16 protein-coding genes are annotated in these 17,656 nt (G+C 45.0%); 10 read left to right on the top strand and 6 right to left on the bottom strand.

Annotation, left to right across the window (positions count from 1 at the left end; genetic code table 11):
• Positions 1-118: 118 nt before the first annotated feature.
• Both AC3CKG_RS20240 and AC3CKG_RS20235 read right to left on the bottom strand, forming a co-directional pair.
• Complete coding sequence (locus tag AC3CKG_RS20240; protein ID WP_050643471.1) at positions 119-901, bottom strand: FCD domain-containing protein; 783 nt, start codon at positions 899-901, stop codon at positions 119-121.
• 107 nt (positions 902-1,008) lie between these two features.
• Positions 1,009-1,992 (bottom strand): TRAP transporter substrate-binding protein, encoded by a 984-nt coding sequence (locus AC3CKG_RS20235; protein WP_054546316.1) that lies wholly within the window; start codon positions 1,990-1,992, stop codon positions 1,009-1,011.
• A 299-nt stretch (positions 1,993-2,291) separates the two neighbouring features.
• Between AC3CKG_RS20235 and AC3CKG_RS20230 the strand changes: the two genes are divergently transcribed.
• The 7 genes from AC3CKG_RS20230 (at position 2,292) to AC3CKG_RS20200 (ending at position 9,367) form a co-directional block, all read left to right on the top strand.
• Positions 2,292-2,804 carry a TRAP transporter small permease gene (locus AC3CKG_RS20230; RefSeq protein ID WP_048609952.1) on the top strand — a complete coding sequence of 171 codons (513 nt, stop codon included), beginning with the start codon at positions 2,292-2,294 and terminating at the stop codon, positions 2,802-2,804.
• A 15-nt stretch (positions 2,805-2,819) separates the two neighbouring features.
• Positions 2,820-4,127, top strand: a complete 1,308-nt coding sequence (locus AC3CKG_RS20225; protein ID WP_054542885.1) for a TRAP transporter large permease — start codon at positions 2,820-2,822, stop codon at positions 4,125-4,127.
• 96 nt (positions 4,128-4,223) lie between these two features.
• A complete protein-coding gene (locus AC3CKG_RS20220; protein ID WP_488529908.1) occupies positions 4,224-5,687 on the top strand; it encodes a fructuronate reductase in 1,464 nt (487 codons plus the stop codon).
• Between the two features lie 12 nt (positions 5,688-5,699).
• A complete protein-coding gene (gene uxaC, locus AC3CKG_RS20215) occupies positions 5,700-7,112 on the top strand; it encodes a glucuronate isomerase (RefSeq protein WP_488529907.1) in 1,413 nt (470 codons plus the stop codon).
• Positions 7,113-7,115: 3 nt separating this feature from the next.
• Positions 7,116-8,108 (top strand): sugar kinase, encoded by a 993-nt coding sequence (locus AC3CKG_RS20210; RefSeq protein ID WP_488529906.1) that lies wholly within the window; start codon positions 7,116-7,118, stop codon positions 8,106-8,108.
• Between the two features lie 9 nt (positions 8,109-8,117).
• Complete coding sequence (locus AC3CKG_RS20205) at positions 8,118-8,744, top strand: bifunctional 4-hydroxy-2-oxoglutarate aldolase/2-dehydro-3-deoxy-phosphogluconate aldolase (protein ID WP_102340085.1); 627 nt, start codon at positions 8,118-8,120, stop codon at positions 8,742-8,744.
• A 113-nt stretch (positions 8,745-8,857) separates the two neighbouring features.
• Positions 8,858-9,367: a YgjV family protein gene (locus AC3CKG_RS20200; RefSeq protein ID WP_488529905.1), complete on the top strand. Its 510-nt coding sequence runs from the start codon at positions 8,858-8,860 to the stop codon at positions 9,365-9,367.
• A 122-nt stretch (positions 9,368-9,489) separates the two neighbouring features.
• Here AC3CKG_RS20200 and AC3CKG_RS20195 read toward each other — a convergent pair whose 3' ends face one another.
• On the bottom strand, positions 9,490-10,941 hold the full coding sequence (locus AC3CKG_RS20195; protein WP_488529904.1) for a glutathione synthase: 1,452 nt from the start codon (positions 10,939-10,941) through the stop codon (positions 9,490-9,492).
• Between the two features lie 136 nt (positions 10,942-11,077).
• On the bottom strand, positions 11,078-12,013 hold the full coding sequence (locus AC3CKG_RS20190; RefSeq protein WP_017098499.1) for a LysR substrate-binding domain-containing protein: 936 nt from the start codon (positions 12,011-12,013) through the stop codon (positions 11,078-11,080).
• A 120-nt stretch (positions 12,014-12,133) separates the two neighbouring features.
• Between AC3CKG_RS20190 and add the strand changes: the two genes are divergently transcribed.
• Both add and AC3CKG_RS20180 read left to right on the top strand, forming a co-directional pair.
• The gene (add, locus tag AC3CKG_RS20185; protein WP_488529903.1) at positions 12,134-13,132 is read left to right on the top strand and encodes an adenosine deaminase; all 999 of its coding nucleotides are present in this window, start codon (positions 12,134-12,136) and stop codon (positions 13,130-13,132) included.
• A 296-nt stretch (positions 13,133-13,428) separates the two neighbouring features.
• Complete coding sequence (locus tag AC3CKG_RS20180) at positions 13,429-14,004, top strand: sugar O-acetyltransferase (RefSeq protein ID WP_102300122.1); 576 nt, start codon at positions 13,429-13,431, stop codon at positions 14,002-14,004.
• Positions 14,005-14,067: 63 nt separating this feature from the next.
• Here AC3CKG_RS20180 and AC3CKG_RS20175 read toward each other — a convergent pair whose 3' ends face one another.
• Positions 14,068-14,907, bottom strand: coding sequence for a hypothetical protein (locus AC3CKG_RS20175; protein ID WP_488529902.1), 840 nt, complete (start codon positions 14,905-14,907; stop codon positions 14,068-14,070).
• A 213-nt stretch (positions 14,908-15,120) separates the two neighbouring features.
• Positions 15,121-16,056, bottom strand: coding sequence for a helix-turn-helix domain-containing protein (locus AC3CKG_RS20170; protein ID WP_488529901.1), 936 nt, complete (start codon positions 16,054-16,056; stop codon positions 15,121-15,123).
• Positions 16,057-16,313: 257 nt separating this feature from the next.
• On the opposite strand from AC3CKG_RS20170, the gene AC3CKG_RS20165 reads away from it, so the two are divergent.
• Positions 16,314-17,558 carry a membrane dipeptidase gene (locus tag AC3CKG_RS20165; RefSeq protein ID WP_488529900.1) on the top strand — a complete coding sequence of 415 codons (1,245 nt, stop codon included), beginning with the start codon at positions 16,314-16,316 and terminating at the stop codon, positions 17,556-17,558.
• Positions 17,559-17,656: the final 98 nt, after the last annotated feature.

Genomic DNA, 17,656 nt, shown 5'->3' with positions numbered 1-17,656 from the left:
ACTGCCCGAGATAGCACCGGTCTACGCCGGTCTAAAGACGATTACCTATCTACAACCTAGTGGATAAATCAGCTTTCAAGAGGAGCCTTGTCGCTGAATTCAACGTTAGCTTTCAGAACTAACTTTCTGTGCTAAGCAGCACCACTGGGTTGGAACTAAATAAGTAGCCATCAAAGTTTGGGTCATCAATGTCTGACAGCGCTAACAAACGCTGTTTAACATTCTCAAGGTGTTGCCACATTGCGTTCTTAGCAGCGACAGGATCTTTGCGCTGTAAGGCGGCGAGGATACGAGCGTGATCATCTAACCATTCTTCACGATAATCTTGACCACTGATGTGAGAGTGGAGTTTATTCCACATTGGACTCTTTTCGCGTCGATCCCAGGATTGTTTCAGCATATCTACCAGAACAGAGTTTTGAGTGGCCTCTGCAATACACATGTGAAATCTTTCATCTCCGCTGCAATCGGTGGTGCCGCTTGCAAGCTCTTCGCGCTCGAGTTCGAGTGCAGAGCGCATCTTAATGATGTCGCCCGGAGTGACCTGAGTTGCCGCAAACTCCGCGATATTACTTTCCAGTAATTGGCGGGCCTGCAGCATCTCGAATGGACCAGCATCATCGCTGACCACATTCTCGCGAGAATGAGTTGGAATGTTCAGGACATAAACACCCGACCCTTTTTTCACCTCAACTAAGTTTTCAAGCTCCAGCATGATGATCGCTTCACGCACCACTGTGCGGCTTACATCTAGACGATCAGCAATATCGCGTTCTGGAGGTAATCGATCTCCAACCTTATACAGGCCTTCAATCAGTTCTCTTCTTAGTACTAACCCTATCTCCTGATAAGGTCTTTTCGGCTCGAAAGGCATCATGATGATATTGTCACTTCTTTCCATTGTATTTCTCTCGCCATCATAATGACCAAATATAATTGGTCAACCTCTATATCCTAAAATGCAGTAACACTTTGTTTTTGTATTACTATTTTTTCTATATTTGCTCGTTATTCAACAGACTGAATACGATCAATCAATGCGCTCAATTCTGGATCCGTTTTATCTAGCGCGTCATACATAGGTTGAACCGCGAGTGCGAACGCAGCCTTGTCTGGTTCCACAAAAGTAACGCCCATTTCCTCGGCTTTAGCACGCTCTTTTGCTTCCGATTCAGCCCACAATTTTTTCATCAATTCAGATGAATCACTTGCCGCTTTCATTAGCGCATCTTGTTGTTCTGTAGTCAGTTTATCGTATGCTCTGGTTGAGATAACCAACACATCCGGAACCATCGTGTGCTCATCTAAGCTGAAGTATTTAGACACTTCACTGTGACGGCTCAAGCTGAAAGAAGGAATGTTATTTTCAGCCGCATCCACTACACCTTGCTGCAGTGCTGTGTACAACTCACCGTAAGCTAGTGGCGTTGGGTTACCGCCTAACGCTTTCACCATCGCAATTGCTGATGGGCTTGGTTGAACACGAACTTTCAAACCTTTCAGATCTTCTGGCGTGTTAATTGGCTTATTGGTATAGAAGCTACGTGCACCAGCGTCGTAGTAAGTCACACCAATAAAGCCGCTATCACGAGAAGAGTTAAGAATGTCACGGCCTACTTCACCATCAGTCACACTGTAGTAGTGCGCTTGATCGCGGAATAAGTAAGGCATGTTGAATGATGAATAAGCAGGAGAAAAAGCTTCTAGCTCAGCAGCATTGCTTTTCACCATATCTAAAGCGCCGTTCTGCATCAGCTCCATAGATTCACGCTGTGTACCCAATTGAGCGTCAGGGTAAATACGAATACGCACCTCACCATCAGTCAATTCACGTACTTCTTTCGCCATAAACGTCATCGCTTCATGTACTGCATGGTCACGAGGGTGGTTATGGCTCAGTTTTAATGTTGTCGCTGCATAAGCAGAAGCTGTTGCTCCAAAAGTGAAAGCAGCACCGACAACCGCACTAATCAAAGTTTTACGCGTCATCATCATTCTTATTCTCCGTGGATTGGTTATCCAAAATGTAGGGTGTTTTTTGTTATGGGCTCATATTGGGGCTCAAAAAAGGAACCGTCAAAGCTGAAATTAAAATTGATTGACCAATATCACAATAAAAACCCACAAATTGGTCAACCAAAATCATTTGTGAAGTTGCTCACGCCAACCAAAAAATGAATAGCTTATGATTCAGCCAGATTTTTGAACATACTATCCCTACATAGAAACAGTTTCTTACATTGGTAAACCAATTGTTATGAGATACGCAATTTTGTTGAAAGGAAATAAACATGAATAAATTGGTCAGTTACATAAATAGAGGGTTGGCCGCCTTTACAGTGTCTCTATCGTCTTTCTTAGTGCTATGTGTGATATGGCAGGTTTTATCCCGCTATGTTATTGGCAAACCAAGTACTGTTACCGACGAGCTCGCGCGTTATCTCTTTATGTGGGTAGCCTTAATTGGTGCCGCCTATACAACGGGTCTGAAACGCCATCTTGCCATCGACCTGCTTACGATGAAGCTGACTGGCAAACGTAAATTAATCAACGAAATCGTTATCCAAATAGCCATCGCTTCTTTCTCCTATATCGTTCTGGTGCACGGTGGAAGCCAACTTGCTGCTAAAACGCTTGCGATGGGACAGCTGACTCCCGCTCTAGGTTTAGAAATGGGCTACATCTACTTCTGCTTACCGATTAGTGGCGCTTTAATGATTTTTTACTCCGTCGTATTTACTTACGAACGCGTTAAACAATTAATGTCAGGTGACGATTTGATCACCGACTCACAACTTGATTGATAGAAGGATTTCACAATGGAATGGCAAGTAATACTGACCTTATTCGGTAGTTTCGCTGTACTGCTTACAATCGGTGTACCCGTCTCTTTTGCGATTGGTTTATCGTCACTAGCAACCATCTTAATGAGCTTACCGCTTGAGCCGGCTATCGCGGTGGTTGCTCAACGCATGGCCGCTGGTCTTGATAACTTTGCATTACTGGCAATCCCGTTCTTCATTTTGGCGGGTAACATCATGAACCAAGGCGGCATTGCACTGCGTCTGATCAACTTCGCGAAAGTGTTGGGTGGTCGTCTGCCGGGTTCATTGGCACACGTAAACGTGATGGCAAACATGATGTTTGGCTCTATCTCAGGATCAGCGGTAGCATCGGCAGCTGCAGTGGGTGGCACCATGTCTCCTCTGCAAAAGAAAGACGGCTACGACGAAAACTTCTCTGCGGCGGTAAACATTACTTCATGTCCTACTGGTCTATTGATTCCACCAAGTAACACGCTGATCGTTTTCTCTTTGGTTTCTGGTGGTACTTCAATCGCAGCATTGTTCTTAGCGGGTTACATCCCAGGTCTCATCATGGGGCTAAGTATCATGATTGTGGCGGGTATTATTGCAAAACGTCGTGGTTACCCTGTTGCAGCTCGTCCTTCATTATCAATGGTTTGGGATACCTTCCTAAAAGCAGCGCCTTCTCTGGCACTGATCGGCATCATCATGGGTGGCATCATTGGCGGTATCTTTACTGCAACTGAAGCTTCTGCGATTGCCGTGGTATACACGTTTGTTTTAGCCGTGCTTATCTACCGTGAAGTAAAATGGCGTGATATTCCAAAGATCATCCTTGAGTCTGCAGTAACAACTTCTATCGTTCTATTACTTGTTGGCGCATCAATGGGGATGTCTTGGGCAATGGCGAACGCCGATGTGCCTTACATGATTGCTGATGCATTACTGGCGGTTTCTGATAACCCGCTAATGATCCTACTGATTATCAACGTGATTCTGCTGATTGTGGGTATCTTCATGGATATGACACCTGCGGTACTGATCTTCACACCAATCTTCCTACCAATCGCGCTAGACCTAGGCATCGACCCTGTGCACTTCGGCATCATGATGACCTTCAACCTTGCTATCGGTATCTGCACGCCGCCAGTAGGTAGTGCTCTATTCATCGGTTGTTCGGTTGCCAACATTGCCATCGACAAAGTCATCAAACCTTTGCTGCCATTCTATGCTGCACTGATTGCAGCCCTAATGGCCGTTACTTTTATCCCTGAGCTGAGCTTGTTCCTACCTGAATTAGTACTGGGCTATGGTTCGTAATTTGGTCACAGATACATTCTAAGACTGCTCAACACTCAAACGCTTTATCAAATAATAAAATCCCGCTGGTTCGCTGGCGGGAAAAGGAACTGAATAATGAAGACTGTTGCTAACTCTACGCTGCCAAACACTGTATTACGACCTGACTACGACCGTTCAGCACTCCAAAGCCGTATTGTGCACCTTGGTTTCGGTGCATTTCACCGAGCGCACCAAGCGCTATTCACCAATGAAATGCTAAGCAAAACCAACACTGATTGGGGTATTTGCGAAATTAACCTATTCGGCGGCGAAGATTTGATTGAATCACTTCGCGCGCAAGACCACCTTTACACCGTTGCTGAAAAAGGCGCTGAATCCACAGACGTTAAAGTAATCGGCTCAGTGACTGAATCACTGCATCCAAACCTAGACGGTATCGAAGCTGTTTTAGAAAAAATGGCTGAGCCTCAAGTGGCGATCGTGTCGATGACGATCACAGAGAAAGGCTACTGCGCTGACCCAGCGACCGGAAAACTCGACAAAAATAACCCATTAGTCATCGCTGACCTAGCTAACCCAACTCAACCTAAATCAGCATTAGGTTACATTGTCCAAGCCCTAAAAATTCGCCGCGAACGTGGCTTAACACCATTCACGGTCATGTCTTGCGACAACGTGCAAGAGAACGGTCATGTGGCAAAAGCAGCGATCATTGAGTTCGCTCAACTGCTTGACCCAGAATTACGTGATTGGATTAAAACCAATGTCACCTTCCCATGCACCATGGTTGACCGCATCGTACCTGCAGCAACCGAAGAGACACTGACAGAAATTGCAGAACTGCTAGGTTGTGAAGATCCATGTGGCATCGCCTGTGAACCATTCCGCCAATGGGTGATTGAAGATAACTTTGTGGCAGGCCGTCCAGACTGGAATGTTGCTGGCGCAGAGTTCGTAGAAGATGTAGTGCCTTACGAAGAGATGAAACTGCGTATGCTCAATGGCAGTCACTCTTTCCTTGCTTACCTTGGATACCTTGGTGGTTACGACCATATTTCCGACACCATGACAGATGCAGGCTACCGCAAAGCCGCTTTTGACATGATGATGAAATCCCAAGCACCTTCACTAACTATGCCTGAAGGGACTGATTTGGAAGGTTACGCAACCTTGCTGATCAACCGCTTCACCAACCCAAGTTTGAAACATAAGACATGGCAGATTGCGATGGATGGTAGTCAGAAGATCCCTCAGCGTATGGGTGGCAGCTTGCGATTCCATTTAGAGCAAGGCTCAGACTTCTCATGGCTTGCGACGGCCATCGCTGGCTGGATGCGCTATGTATCGGGTGTTGATGAGCAAGGCAATGAGATCGATGTTCGCGATCCAATGGCAGACACACTTCGTCAGATCTGCGACGAGCATGGACTCAATACTTCTGTGGTTCCGACGTTACTTGCGGTTGAAGCGATTTTCCCTGCCGAGCTAGGTCAAAACCCACAGGTGATTGATGCAGTAAGTTCAGCGTACCAATCATTAATTGAACATGGTGCTGTTGCTACCGTGGCTGCATTATAAGGAGTATAAGCAATGAAGAATTTCTTATGTGAAGACTTTTTACTGTCGAATGAGACTGCACGCCGTTTGTACCACGAACACGCAAGCCACCAGCCGATTTATGACTATCACTGCCATCTAAACCCGGCAGAAGTGGCTCAAGATCGTCAGTTCGAAAACATGTCTAAGATTTGGCTTGAAGGTGACCACTACAAATGGCGTGGTATGCGTTCAGCAGGGATTGATGAGCGTCTGATTACTGGAGGGGCAAGCGATTATGATAAGTTCATGGCATGGGCAAAAACCGTCCCTCAAACCTTAGGTAATCCTCTTTACCACTGGACTCACTTAGAACTTCGTCGCCCATTTGGTATTACTGGCACTCTATTGAGCCCAGAAACAGCTGACCAAATTTGGCACGAAGGCAACGAGCTATTAGCGACACCAGAATTTAGTGCTCGCGGCATCATGAAGCAAATGAATGTGGTGATGGCAGGTACGACAGACGATCCAATTGATTCTCTTGAACACCATAAAGCGATCGCTCAAGACAATTCATTTGGTGTGAAGGTTCTACCAAGCTGGCGCCCAGATAAAGCGTTCAAAATTGAACTTGATGGCTTTGCTGATTACCTACAAAAATTAGGCATGGTTGCTGACGTTGAGATCACTCGCTTCCATCATCTATTGAGTGCTTTAGACAGCCGCCTAACGCATTTCAACGACCATGGCTGCCGTGCAGCAGACCACGGAATCGAAGTGGTTCGCTACGCACCTATTCCATCAGAATCGGATTTGGATGCTCTGTTAACTCGACGCCTCAACGGCGAAACGCTCACCGATTTAGAATGTGCACAGTTCTCAACAGCCGTTCAAGTGTGGTTAGGTAAGCGATACGCAGCAATGGGTTGGGTAATGCAGCTTCACATTGGTGCTCAACGCAATAACAACACGCGTATGTTCCAACTGTTAGGCGCAGATGCAGGGTTTGATTCGATCAGCGACAAGACGTTTGCCTTCGAATTGGCTCACCTATTAGACGAGATGGATCAAAGCAATGAATTACCTCGCACCATCCTTTACTGCTTAAATCCTCGCGATAACGAGATGATGGCCACCATGATTGGGAACTTCCAAGGTGGTGGCATCGCGGGCAAAGTTCAGTTTGGTTCTGGTTGGTGGTTCAACGATCAGAAAGATGGCATGCAACGCCAAATGGAGCAGCTATCTCAGCTTGGTCTGCTTAGCCAGTTTGTCGGAATGCTGACTGACTCTCGTAGCTTCTTGTCGTACACACGCCACGAATACTTCCGCAGAATTCTGTGTGACATGCTTGGTCGTTGGGCTGAAAACGGTGAAGTGCCAAACGACATGTCACTGCTTAGCCCAATGGTCGAAGACATCTGCTTTGGTAACGCAAAACGCTACTTCGAAGAGAGGGCGTAACCCATGAAACATATCGCCATTATTGGTGAGTGCATGATCGAGCTTAACGGAAAACCGTTCGGCTCAATGCATCAAACGTTTGGCGGAGACACACTCAATGCTGCGGTCTATCTAAGCCGCGGCTGTGAGGCCAACCTCAATCCAAATGACATCAAAGTGTCCTACGTCACGGCTTTAGGTGCAGACCCGATTAGCAAGGGAATGTTAGAACGCTGGCAACAAGAAGGGCTGTCGACGGATCTAGTTCTACAAGACAGCCAACGTACCCCAGGCCTATACCTGATTCAGCTTGATGACGCAGGTGAGCGTACCTTCTTATACTGGCGTAATCAATCAGCAGCACGGTACCTGTTGCAACATCCAGATTTTAGCCAGATAAAACAAGCTTTGCGCAACGTCGATATGGTCTTTCTCAGCGGCATCACATTAGCAATTTTGCCTGAACAAGATCGTATCCAGTTATTGAACATCTTGGTTGAATTGAAGACGCAAGGCGTTGAGATCGCCTTCGACAGTAACTTCCGCCCTGCGCTTTGGCCACAGGACAAAAACCAGACCGTCAAAAACAGCTACCAAGCCATGTATACATTGACGGATTTAGCGTTAGTGACATTCGATGACGAACAGTTGATTTGGGGAGATGCTTCACCTGAACAAACTATCGAACGTCTAACAGTGCTGGGGGTTAAGCGATGCATCGTCAAACTGGGTGCAGATGGCTGCCTCATTCAAGATGCCACAATTCAAAGTGACATAAATCTAAACTCTGGTACCGCTTCGGCTCCACGGGCGGTGCCGACCCTACCTGTTGAACATGTCGTTGATACGACCTCGGCAGGAGACTCATTCAATGGCGGGTTTTTATCTGCTTACCTTGCTGGCGAAGACTTAACAACGTCGTGCCAGCGTGGCAATACCATGGCAGGCGTCGTTATCCAACATCGCGGTGCCATTATTGCAAAAGAACTTACTCAAGCGGCCATCACAGCCATTTAAGGAATACCAATGAACATCAAACAACAACTAAAAACACTGAAAGTTATCCCTGTGATCGCTATCGACAACGCTGAAGACATCATCCCTCTGGGTAAAGTGTTAGCTGAAAATGGTTTGCCTGCAGCAGAAATTACGTTCCGTTCTGAGGCTGCTGTCGAAGCTATTCGTCTACTTCGTGAATCACAACCAGATATGTTGATCGGCGCAGGCACTGTACTCAATCGTGAGCAAGCGATCGCGGCTAAAGAAGCGGGCGCAACGTTCGTCGTCTCTCCTGGCTTTAACCCAAACACAGTAAGAGCTTGCCAAGAAATTGGTATTGACATCATTCCTGGAGTGAACAACCCAAGTACAGTAGAAGCCGCTCTAGAAATGGGCTTAACCACATTGAAGTTTTTCCCTGCTGAAGCGTCTGGTGGCATCAACATGGTTAAATCACTTCTTGCGCCTTACACGGATATTGAGATCATGCCGACAGGTGGCATTAACCCTAACAACATTAAAGACTATCTAGCGATACCTAGAGTACTCGCATGTGGCGGTACTTGGATGGTGGATAAGAAGCTAATTGAAGAAGGCAATTGGGAAGAATTGGCTCATTTAACTCGTGAAGCCGTTGCTTTAGTGAATCAATAATCACATTCATCGAACAATAATTAGCTTTAAGTAGTCAATTAAAGCATTAACCAGCCCTCTAATTAGAGGGCTGAATTTTTGTTCATAAACTTAAATTGACTGATGGAACGAGTATGGAAAACGCAATAGCACAAGGTATTGGCGGAATTGCATTCCTAGTTGGCGTGATGGCCTTTTGGCAAAAAGACGACATGCGATTTCGTTATCAGATGATGATGTTCTGTCTGTTCATGGGAATTCACTTCACCTTAATGGGAGCTACAGTTGCTGCCATTGGCGTGATGATTAACGCACTTCGTAGTTATGCTTCCATCAAAACTCAATCACGCAAAGTGATGTGGTTTTTCATTGGTTTAATGTGGGTAATGACATTACCTAACATCACACACTTCTTTGAATTCATAACCGTTTTAGGTTCTTCAGTTGCCACTTGGGCATTATTTACCAAACAAGGTGTAACACTGAGATCCTTTATTCTGTTCAACTCACTTTGTTGGATTAGCCACAATATTTGGCTTGGTTCTATCGGCGGATCTTTGGTCGAAGGAGCATTTATTGCCACCAATCTATTCACAATCTACCGTTTACACCAGCGCAGCTTGTTAATTGAAAATAAGACATAATCACTGGAATAAAATCTATGATTTAAACCTAGAACTAATTAATTCATTGCACTTTAAAGACCATAAAGGCCAACGTTCATGCGCTGGCCTTACTGCTATCTGTCACTGTTCAGAATTAAGCACTAATCAATCAACACCAATGAATCGAGAATCCCCTTTCCGCTGTGGATCCCGCCTTCATTCTCACTCGCAGGTTTGCTACGAATAAGATATCCCGCATAACCGTCTAATTCGGTAACTGGCTTACCTTGGTAGTAAGCGGTAAATAGGCCAACTTCGCTGACTAAATCTGTCACTAGCGTTTGTTGAGTGTCACGCACCGCAATGGTTGGTACGTCACGTTCGTGTGGATACAAGCGCTGCATCAATGCCCATGCGTCGTACTCTTCTGGCTTAAGTTGGCTCAGTTGCTCGCTGATGTCGTCACCAAAGACACAATGGCCACCGCCCTCGCCTTGGTTTTTTAACACCCACTCTTGTTTAATCGCCACGCTATTGAACCACTCGATAGTATCGGTATTAATTGGCTTCATATCAGCCAAGACACTTTTCACCAGTTCTGCTTCTTCTAACGTTAAACCCCAGCGTGCGTATTCAGATGCTGGCATCATGGTCAGCAGCATTTGCATGGTTTTACTGGTCGCTAATTGTTGGCTGATGGTCGCGTTCATTGCGACATGGTGTTGCTCCATAAACACGCGCGTTTGGCTTAGTGTATGACAACAAACCGATTCGTTGAGTTCTGGTGCCCAGTAGTCTGAATACTGATAGCCCGCTCTTAGGTAGACCACATCGACAGCGCCGACATCTTGCAGTAACAAGCGTTGGTTATCACCCGATGAAAGCTGACAGCTCAGTTGTTCGAAAGTACGGCGAACCGTACGTACACCCTGCTTTTGCAGTTCAATTTCGAGTAGGTGCTGGTCGTAAACATTGTCTTCATTCTTTTGCACTACCATCAAGAATGTTGGCTTATCTGAATCATTAAAGTCAGCTCGCACTTTTCTTGCTGAAGTCGCAATACCATAAGCCAACTGCGTTAAGCCTTGGTTTTCAGCAGGTGTTGCAGATTTATCTTCAAGCCAGCCCTGATAAGTCTCAGGCCATTGATTTTGCATGTAATCATGGAACTCTGTGGCCTTTTGTCCGAATGGTGCCATCCCTGCTGCAATGCCATTAAACTCGATCACTTTCGCGCCATGCTGGCGATCATCCATGAAGTCAGTACGCATTAATAACAACGGTTGACGAGCAGGATAAAGACGATGAGACAGCTCGCCATGTGCTTGTTGATGCAGCTCCATCAAACGGCCAAAAAACGGATCAGCTTTGGCCATATCATTCAGTGATGATTGCAAGAAATCATGATCTTCGGAAACATTGCTGATTAACTTGGTGATCAGCGGTGTTACCTTCAACAAGTGTTCATACACCTCACGCTCCATAGTCATAGGAGCAATGCTGAAAGGACAATGCCTCGCGGTATTATCTGACTGGCGAAACGCAACACCGTGCATGATCGCCCACTCACACGCGTCTTCAATAATTTGTTGTGGTAACCGTGGAATTGTCATCTCTCATCTTCCAAATAAAAATAGCACCCAGAATAAGACGAAGCTTAATTCCAAAAGACGAAATAAAACTGGATTATTTATCAAATAACTACGTTTGTCTTATCTTTCAATAGCTTGAATAAATTGTACATCTCAACTATCGAGTCTGTTCAATGATCAGATCGCGCAACCATTTATGGCTCGGTTCTGAATCGAAATATTTGTGCCATAGAAGGAACAAGCCTCCCGGCACCAAATCAACCGGAACGGGCTTCATCACTAACTCTCCGCTATCAATGTAATCGCGTACTGAGTTGTATGGGTAACACATCAGTAAATCACTCTGCTTACACAGCTTAATGGCACTGGTGATGTCTGAAACATTCGCGGCTTTGTTGATTTCAAGCTGCTTGGAGTTAAGCACTTCCATCAATAACCAGTCACCCGCTCCACCCGTCACCAACTGTATGTGTCGATACTTCAAAAAAGTGTCGAGGTTCCACTCTTCTTGCAAGGCTGGGTGGTCATTACGCATCAAACACACAGAATAATCCAAGCACAGTTCCACGTAATCCAACTCGTCAGGGATACACTGGACATGGGTAGAAGCGCGCTCATCTAGCTCAAATATACCGATACCAAAATCCACCTCACGTTTGAGTAAACGCTTGAAGCTGTCGCTGCTCCACGTCGAACTGTTGATGGTAATGTGCGGCGCATCGGCAAGTGCTGTCGGCATAAAGTGCGGATAGATCGCGGTGTAGGCGGTTTCAACAAGGTCTATAGTGAAAGTACGCTCACTGTCTTTAGGATCGAAAACTTCGGGAACGGTCAGCTTTTCGATCTGCAGTAGAATTTGGTGAATCTTAGGCGCTAACGCGAGTGCTTTGGGTGTGGGAAATAGCCCTTTGGATTCTCGCTCAAACAGCGGATCATCAAACAAAGCTCTGAGTTTGGTGAGCTGTTTACTTACCGCAGATTGACTCAAAAAGAGTCGCTCTGCGGTTTTGCTCACGCTTCGCTCTTCAATGAGAACGTGTAGGCAAAGCAGCAAATTCATATCGCATTTAAGTAAGCTTTTAACATCTACCATGATATTCCCTAAATTCAGGTTAATGATGATTAATTGTCACTTTAAATCATATCATTGTCTTGGTAAATTTAGCGCATGTGAGTTAACACGCTCAAATAATAATAGAATTAAGGAATACTCATGGATTTTCTAGCACTACCAAAGATTGATTTACACTGCCACCTAGACGGAAGTGTTCGCCCAGATACGATTATTGACCTAGCAAAACAGTACAATATCGAACTACCTGAAGATCGCGACGCGGTTGTTCAATCTCTAACGGTGGCAGAAGATTGCAAAAACCTAGATGAGTATCTGGCTTGTTTCAGCCTGCCACTACAAGTAATGCAGACTGAAGAAGCGATTGAACGTATCTCTTTCGAGCTTTACGAAGACGCTGCACTGGAAAACGTTAAGTACCTAGAAGTTCGCTTCGCACCAATCCTGCACGTAAATAAAGGTCTGTCTCTTGATACGATCATTGCAAGTGCAGTAAAAGGCATGAAGCGCGCTGAAGAGAAATACGACATCAAAGGCAACTACATCATGTCTGTGCTTCGTATGTTCCCTAAAGACTCTATCAAAGACGTAATCGACGCAGGCCAACCCTACCTAGGTAAAGGTGTTGTGGCGTTTGATATCGCAGGTGGCGAAAAGCCAGGCTTCTGTGCTGAATTCCCAGAATACACACAATACGCTCTTGAAAAAGGCTACCGCATTACCGTTCATGCTGGTGAGCAATGGCATGGTCAAAACGTTTACGATGCAGTGACAATGCTTGACGCTGAACGTATCGGCCACGGTGTTCACATCCAAGGTAACGAAGACGCGTACAACATCGTTAAAGTGAAGCAAGTTGCGCTTGAAACTTGCCCAACAAGTAACGTTCAAACTAAATGTATTCACAAATTCAGCGACCACCCAATTGCTGAATTCAAGAAAGACGGCATCGTTGTTACGATCAACACAGATAACCGTACTGTGTCGAACACAACCATGACCAACGAAGTGAAGCGTGTGTGTGAAACATTCGGCCTAACAAAAGAAGACTACGTAGAAATCTACAAGTACTCAGTGGAGAGCGCTTTTGCTTCAGACGAAGTGAAACAGCACCTAATGGGTTTCGTTGAGCAAATCTAATTTAAGCAATCTTGATTGCTAAGTAGAAAAACAGGAAGAGAAAGGCTGAGGCTTTTCTCTTTTTTTATGCCCGAAAATCGCTAATCTTGCAGTATTCGTCATTTATACCAATCACAGTAAGTAAGTGATCATAAATAGCGCAGGAAAAAGGCTTAAGAACAAGGCAGAAATTTTCGATAAGTAGTTATTCTACAATCAAAATTTCTAACGCAGTTATTGAGCGTTTTAACCAGCTAGGATGACCAGTTATTTACTACGATTGGTATTAAACCGAGACTCTCGGAAAGTGGGCAAGCATGAGTAATACAAACGTTAAAACTGAACTAGAAAAGATGCTATCTGGGCAAGTGTATGATGGTGCAGACCAAGAAATTGATACCATGCGTTCCAATGCCAGAAAGGCGCTAATGGCTTTCAACAACCACCAAGACCCAGACCAGCAACACACATTGCAAGAGCAGCTATTTGGTAAGGTTGGTAGTAGCAGCTTAATCCAGCCCCCTTTTCATTGTGAGTTTGGCAAAACCATCGAGATTGGCGAAGATACCTTCATTAACATGAACGCAGTAATGCTAGATGGTGCGAACATCAAGATCGGTAACAATGTTTTAATTGGACCAAGTGCCCAATTCTATACGCCATCACACTCCCTTGATTATCGTAGCCGCCGTAAATGGGAAACCTTCTGTTTACCAATTACAATCGAAGATGATGTGTGGGTTGGCGGTAACTCAGTGATCAACCAAGGCGTGACAATTGGGGCTCGCTCAGTGATTGCAGCGAACTCTGTAGTCAACAGCGATGTACCGCCAGACTGCTTATACGGTGGTACACCAGCGAAGTTGATTCGACATCTGAATACCGAACAATAAAGCTAATTAAAAGAACAAATAGAAAAGAGGCGATGTACATATAAAACATCACCTCTTTTTTGATTAGTTAGACGTGTCTCTTCTATCGAATGGGCTTCGTTCCATGGCCTTTTCATACTCACTTTTCGGGCCACTCAAGTACGTGGTTCTGACGAACTTCTCCCAATCAGAAAACAGCGATTCTATTGACTGGTCGGTAAACTGTGATGGATCCCCATTGCTCTTAATGAGATCAACAAGCGCCGCTTCTCCCCATGAACGTTCAATAAACTCACCGACCGTATACCCAAGCTCATAAACAGCCGAGCTACTGTTCGGCTTATGATAAAAATCCTGAACTAGCCCATCGAAACGGCGACTGATGGCATGTCTGTTACTCAAGTGAAACCAATAATCTTCAGACTTATAGATAGCGATAGCTTCCCACAGCCACCGTGGATTGTTTGCAAAATTCGGATTCACTTGCAGAGTCAGCAAGTGTACAAACTCATGCAATGCGGTTTTATGGATCTCACCACCAAAATAGAGCAGCCTAATTTCATTGCTTTTAGGGGCAATATACCCCGTAGAGAAAGCATATCGATACCCTATGCTCCGCTCCTGCTCATCCAAATAGGCTTTTTGGTTTCGCCACACCCTAACGGTGACTGGCGGCATAGAATCAAGCTCGAACGTTTTCATTAAGGGAGTGCGGTTAATCAATAAGGTATTATGGATGCTTGGAATAACAGAGGGCGACGTTCCATCATAGAGAACATATTTGAACTGCCCTTTGTCTGATTCGTAGCAATCAACACACGTTGGTTCTCCGCGAATTTGAAATGCTGCCGCAACCAATAAAACCAGCGCCGATAACGTTAAAATCAAGAATGTAACGATTGATTTAGACGGGTATCTTTTCATTTTCTACATCCTCAAACGAAAACATTAGTCGATCGAGTGTCAGTGTTTCAGATTGACACAAAATGCCGCATATCAAGATTCATAATTAATACTGATAAAATAATGACCTCTCGTATGAGATACAATCAATTGAGCACAAAAAAGGCCATCATTTCGATGGCCTTCTCAATATTCGCAAGTGGAACAATAAGTTAAAAATGAAGTGATGACGCTTCACGAGTTCCGCTTTTTCCATTGGTACGGCGTGATGCCATTGGCTCGTTTGAAAGCTCGAATAAATTGCGATGCATCGGCATACCCTAAGTGCTGAGCAACATCCGCTATCGAGTATGCTTGTTCAGCAAGTACACGCTTTGCAAAATCAAAGGCCAATGACTCTTTAACCTCTCTAAAGGTCGTATTTTCTTGTGAAAGCGCTCGTTGAATGGTGCGTTTCCCGAGCGAATTTAAGTCGCAAAATGTATCCAAGTCGAGATCCATTCGCCCAATGTATGGCGACAGCGCTTCAGCGACTTTACTGGTATCTGTCATCGACTGGGCTTGTACTTCCAAGGCACATTCCTTCGCCAGTGGAGGGTACTGAATACATGTACTCGCCTGACCTAAATACTGTGGTGTGTCCGTTTGGATTTTTAGCTCACTCAGTTGTTCTGAACTTCGCGTAACTAGGTCATAACGGATCGGTTTTCCTAAATCGGCATAATGCGATTTAAAGTAAGCGTGGGTATAAACGATAAGAAACAACTCAGACTCAACATGACTTGCCACACTCGTTGTCATTTTGAATGAAATCGACAAGCATCCTGAACCCTGCTTTACAAGCAAGTTATCAACTGGAAATTGAAGCAAAAAATCTTGTATGGAAAGTTCCGAGAATTGCAATTCTTGAGCAGCGCGGTCTGCACTCTCTAACAGTAAAGAAGTGAACGCAGAGGGGCTCAGGTGATCTTTCAAACTCCTCAAGAAAAGCGCAAATACATTAAATGGCACATACCTCGCTGATGACGTATCCATGCTGAATGGCAAGTTAACATCTGAAGCCAATTTTGCTGACGATGAGTTACTCAGAGCAAGCCATTTTTTTTCTTGCAAGCCTTGTTGAAAGTGAGACACCACGCGCTTATCGATCAACGGAATATCAAGACCCATTTAACCTTCCTCTTCTACTTTACCCATGTCTCTAAATGCACATTTACCATTTTGAGCTTAGCTACAACAGACTCAAGTTAACAAGCCTTAACTAGAGTTTTCATCAATAAAGTGAAATACATATCTAACAACAACAGATTTGATTTCTAAATATGACAGGGTTATCAATTTTAAATAACTCGACGATACCGTCAGGGTCTACTATTAAATTTAGGCATAAATATAAATGGACTTAAGCCAGTAATTGGGAGGTTTTCATGTTTAAAAAGATAACGTTAGTCGCGGCGAGCATTGCAATGAGTTGTGGTGTTGCCCAAGCGAGTATCGAAAGCAAAACTTGGCCAGCATCAGACAAAGCCAAAACATTCGTTCAAGATACTATCGTGATTGGTATGCTCGCAAGCCCGTACGGTGCAGGTTGGAAGGATGACCAACAGCTATTGGACTACTTTCAAGGCGCACGTGACGCGGGTATCACTGGGCATGAGTACACGGTAACAGCGGCTGACCATAACTTTGATGATTTCCTATTCCACCATCACAAGCATCGTTCCGCCATGGCTAAGCAGCCTGAGAATTTCATCGTAGCGCATTCAAACCACGATATTGAGAAAGCTCACACAGAAGGAAAAACCGCGGTTCTTTGGAATAGCCAAACCGCTACTATCTTGGACGAAGATGTCACCAAGATGGCGATCTTGAAGGACATGGGTCTAAAAAGCATGATCTTGGCTTATAACGACATTTTCAGAACCGGTTCAGGGCAATTAGCGGCCTACAATGGTCGAGATATAGGTCTCACCCCATGGGGAAAATCCGTTATCGACTCAATGGGTCAATACGATGTGATCCTCGATCTCAGCCATACGGGATCTAAGACAGCCAATGATGCGATGGATTACATGGAAACAAATTATCCTGGAACGCCATTTGTTTACACGCACTCAGTGCCTGCTGGCCTTTATAAGAGTGAGCCAAATGCAACGCCAAAAGGTTGTTACCGTGCTATTCCTGATGATGAAGCGATACGCGCAGCGAAATCAGGAGGCTACATTGCACCAACATTTACCGAGTGGATGATGGACGGTGTTTGGCCGGAAGATATTTCTCCAGTCCAAGCCGCAGATATGATTGATTACTATGTGAAACTGGTAGGCGTAGACCATGTCGGTATCGCAACGGATGATATGTTCTCAACGGACATGGTGATCGATTTCGCAACCAAAAATGCCAAAATGTACGACGATGGCGGCTACATGATTGAAGCCTTTAACAAAGGGGCGACGGGCAATGGCGAATTAGCGAAGATCCTTGCCGCGATCACAGATGAGCTTTGGAAGCGTGGCTACAGCAACGACGACCTTGCCAAGATCTACGGCGGCAACAAGATGCGAGTTTTCGCTCAAGTGTCTGAAAATGTTGACCCTGACGAATTCCAAAAAGAGTATGCCAAACGCCTGAAAGAATTAACCAAGCTAAGAAATGAAAACTTAGCGAAGTAGTAGTTGTAACTCGTTAGCTTACTGAGAGTTGAGCAAACGCAACTTACTAAAAGCACGCCAATGATGACGTGCTTTTTGTTTGAACGAACTCGATAACA

The sequence above is a fragment of the Vibrio sp. QJM3NY_15 genome (assembly GCF_057785995.1).
The sequence above is the reverse complement of the archived record's forward strand: the minus strand, read 5'-3'. Positions and strand labels throughout refer to the sequence as shown.

What these genes read in the sequence shown, in the direction of transcription:
- uxaC (WP_488529907.1), top strand. Translation starts at nt 5,700, where the DNA reads ATGAAGAATTTCTTATGTGAAGACTTTTTACTGTCGAATGAGACTGCA.
- AC3CKG_RS20190 (WP_017098499.1), bottom strand. Translation starts at nt 12,013, where the DNA reads ATGGTAGATGTTAAAAGCTTACTTAAATGCGATATGAATTTGCTGCTT.
- AC3CKG_RS20210 (WP_488529906.1), top strand. Translation starts at nt 7,116, where the DNA reads ATGAAACATATCGCCATTATTGGTGAGTGCATGATCGAGCTTAACGGA.
- AC3CKG_RS20220 (WP_488529908.1), top strand. Translation starts at nt 4,224, where the DNA reads ATGAAGACTGTTGCTAACTCTACGCTGCCAAACACTGTATTACGACCT.
- AC3CKG_RS20200 (WP_488529905.1), top strand. Translation starts at nt 8,858, where the DNA reads ATGGAAAACGCAATAGCACAAGGTATTGGCGGAATTGCATTCCTAGTT.
- AC3CKG_RS20175 (WP_488529902.1), bottom strand. Translation starts at nt 14,907, where the DNA reads ATGAAAAGATACCCGTCTAAATCAATCGTTACATTCTTGATTTTAACG.
- AC3CKG_RS20195 (WP_488529904.1), bottom strand. Translation starts at nt 10,941, where the DNA reads ATGACAATTCCACGGTTACCACAACAAATTATTGAAGACGCGTGTGAG.
- AC3CKG_RS20180 (WP_102300122.1), top strand. Translation starts at nt 13,429, where the DNA reads ATGAGTAATACAAACGTTAAAACTGAACTAGAAAAGATGCTATCTGGG.
- AC3CKG_RS20170 (WP_488529901.1), bottom strand. Translation starts at nt 16,056, where the DNA reads ATGGGTCTTGATATTCCGTTGATCGATAAGCGCGTGGTGTCTCACTTT.
- AC3CKG_RS20235 (WP_054546316.1), bottom strand. Translation starts at nt 1,992, where the DNA reads ATGATGACGCGTAAAACTTTGATTAGTGCGGTTGTCGGTGCTGCTTTC.
- AC3CKG_RS20165 (WP_488529900.1), top strand. Translation starts at nt 16,314, where the DNA reads ATGTTTAAAAAGATAACGTTAGTCGCGGCGAGCATTGCAATGAGTTGT.
- AC3CKG_RS20225 (WP_054542885.1), top strand. Translation starts at nt 2,820, where the DNA reads ATGGAATGGCAAGTAATACTGACCTTATTCGGTAGTTTCGCTGTACTG.
- AC3CKG_RS20240 (WP_050643471.1), bottom strand. Translation starts at nt 901, where the DNA reads ATGGAAAGAAGTGACAATATCATCATGATGCCTTTCGAGCCGAAAAGA.
- add (WP_488529903.1), top strand. Translation starts at nt 12,134, where the DNA reads ATGGATTTTCTAGCACTACCAAAGATTGATTTACACTGCCACCTAGAC.
- AC3CKG_RS20205 (WP_102340085.1), top strand. Translation starts at nt 8,118, where the DNA reads ATGAACATCAAACAACAACTAAAAACACTGAAAGTTATCCCTGTGATC.
- AC3CKG_RS20230 (WP_048609952.1), top strand. Translation starts at nt 2,292, where the DNA reads ATGAATAAATTGGTCAGTTACATAAATAGAGGGTTGGCCGCCTTTACA.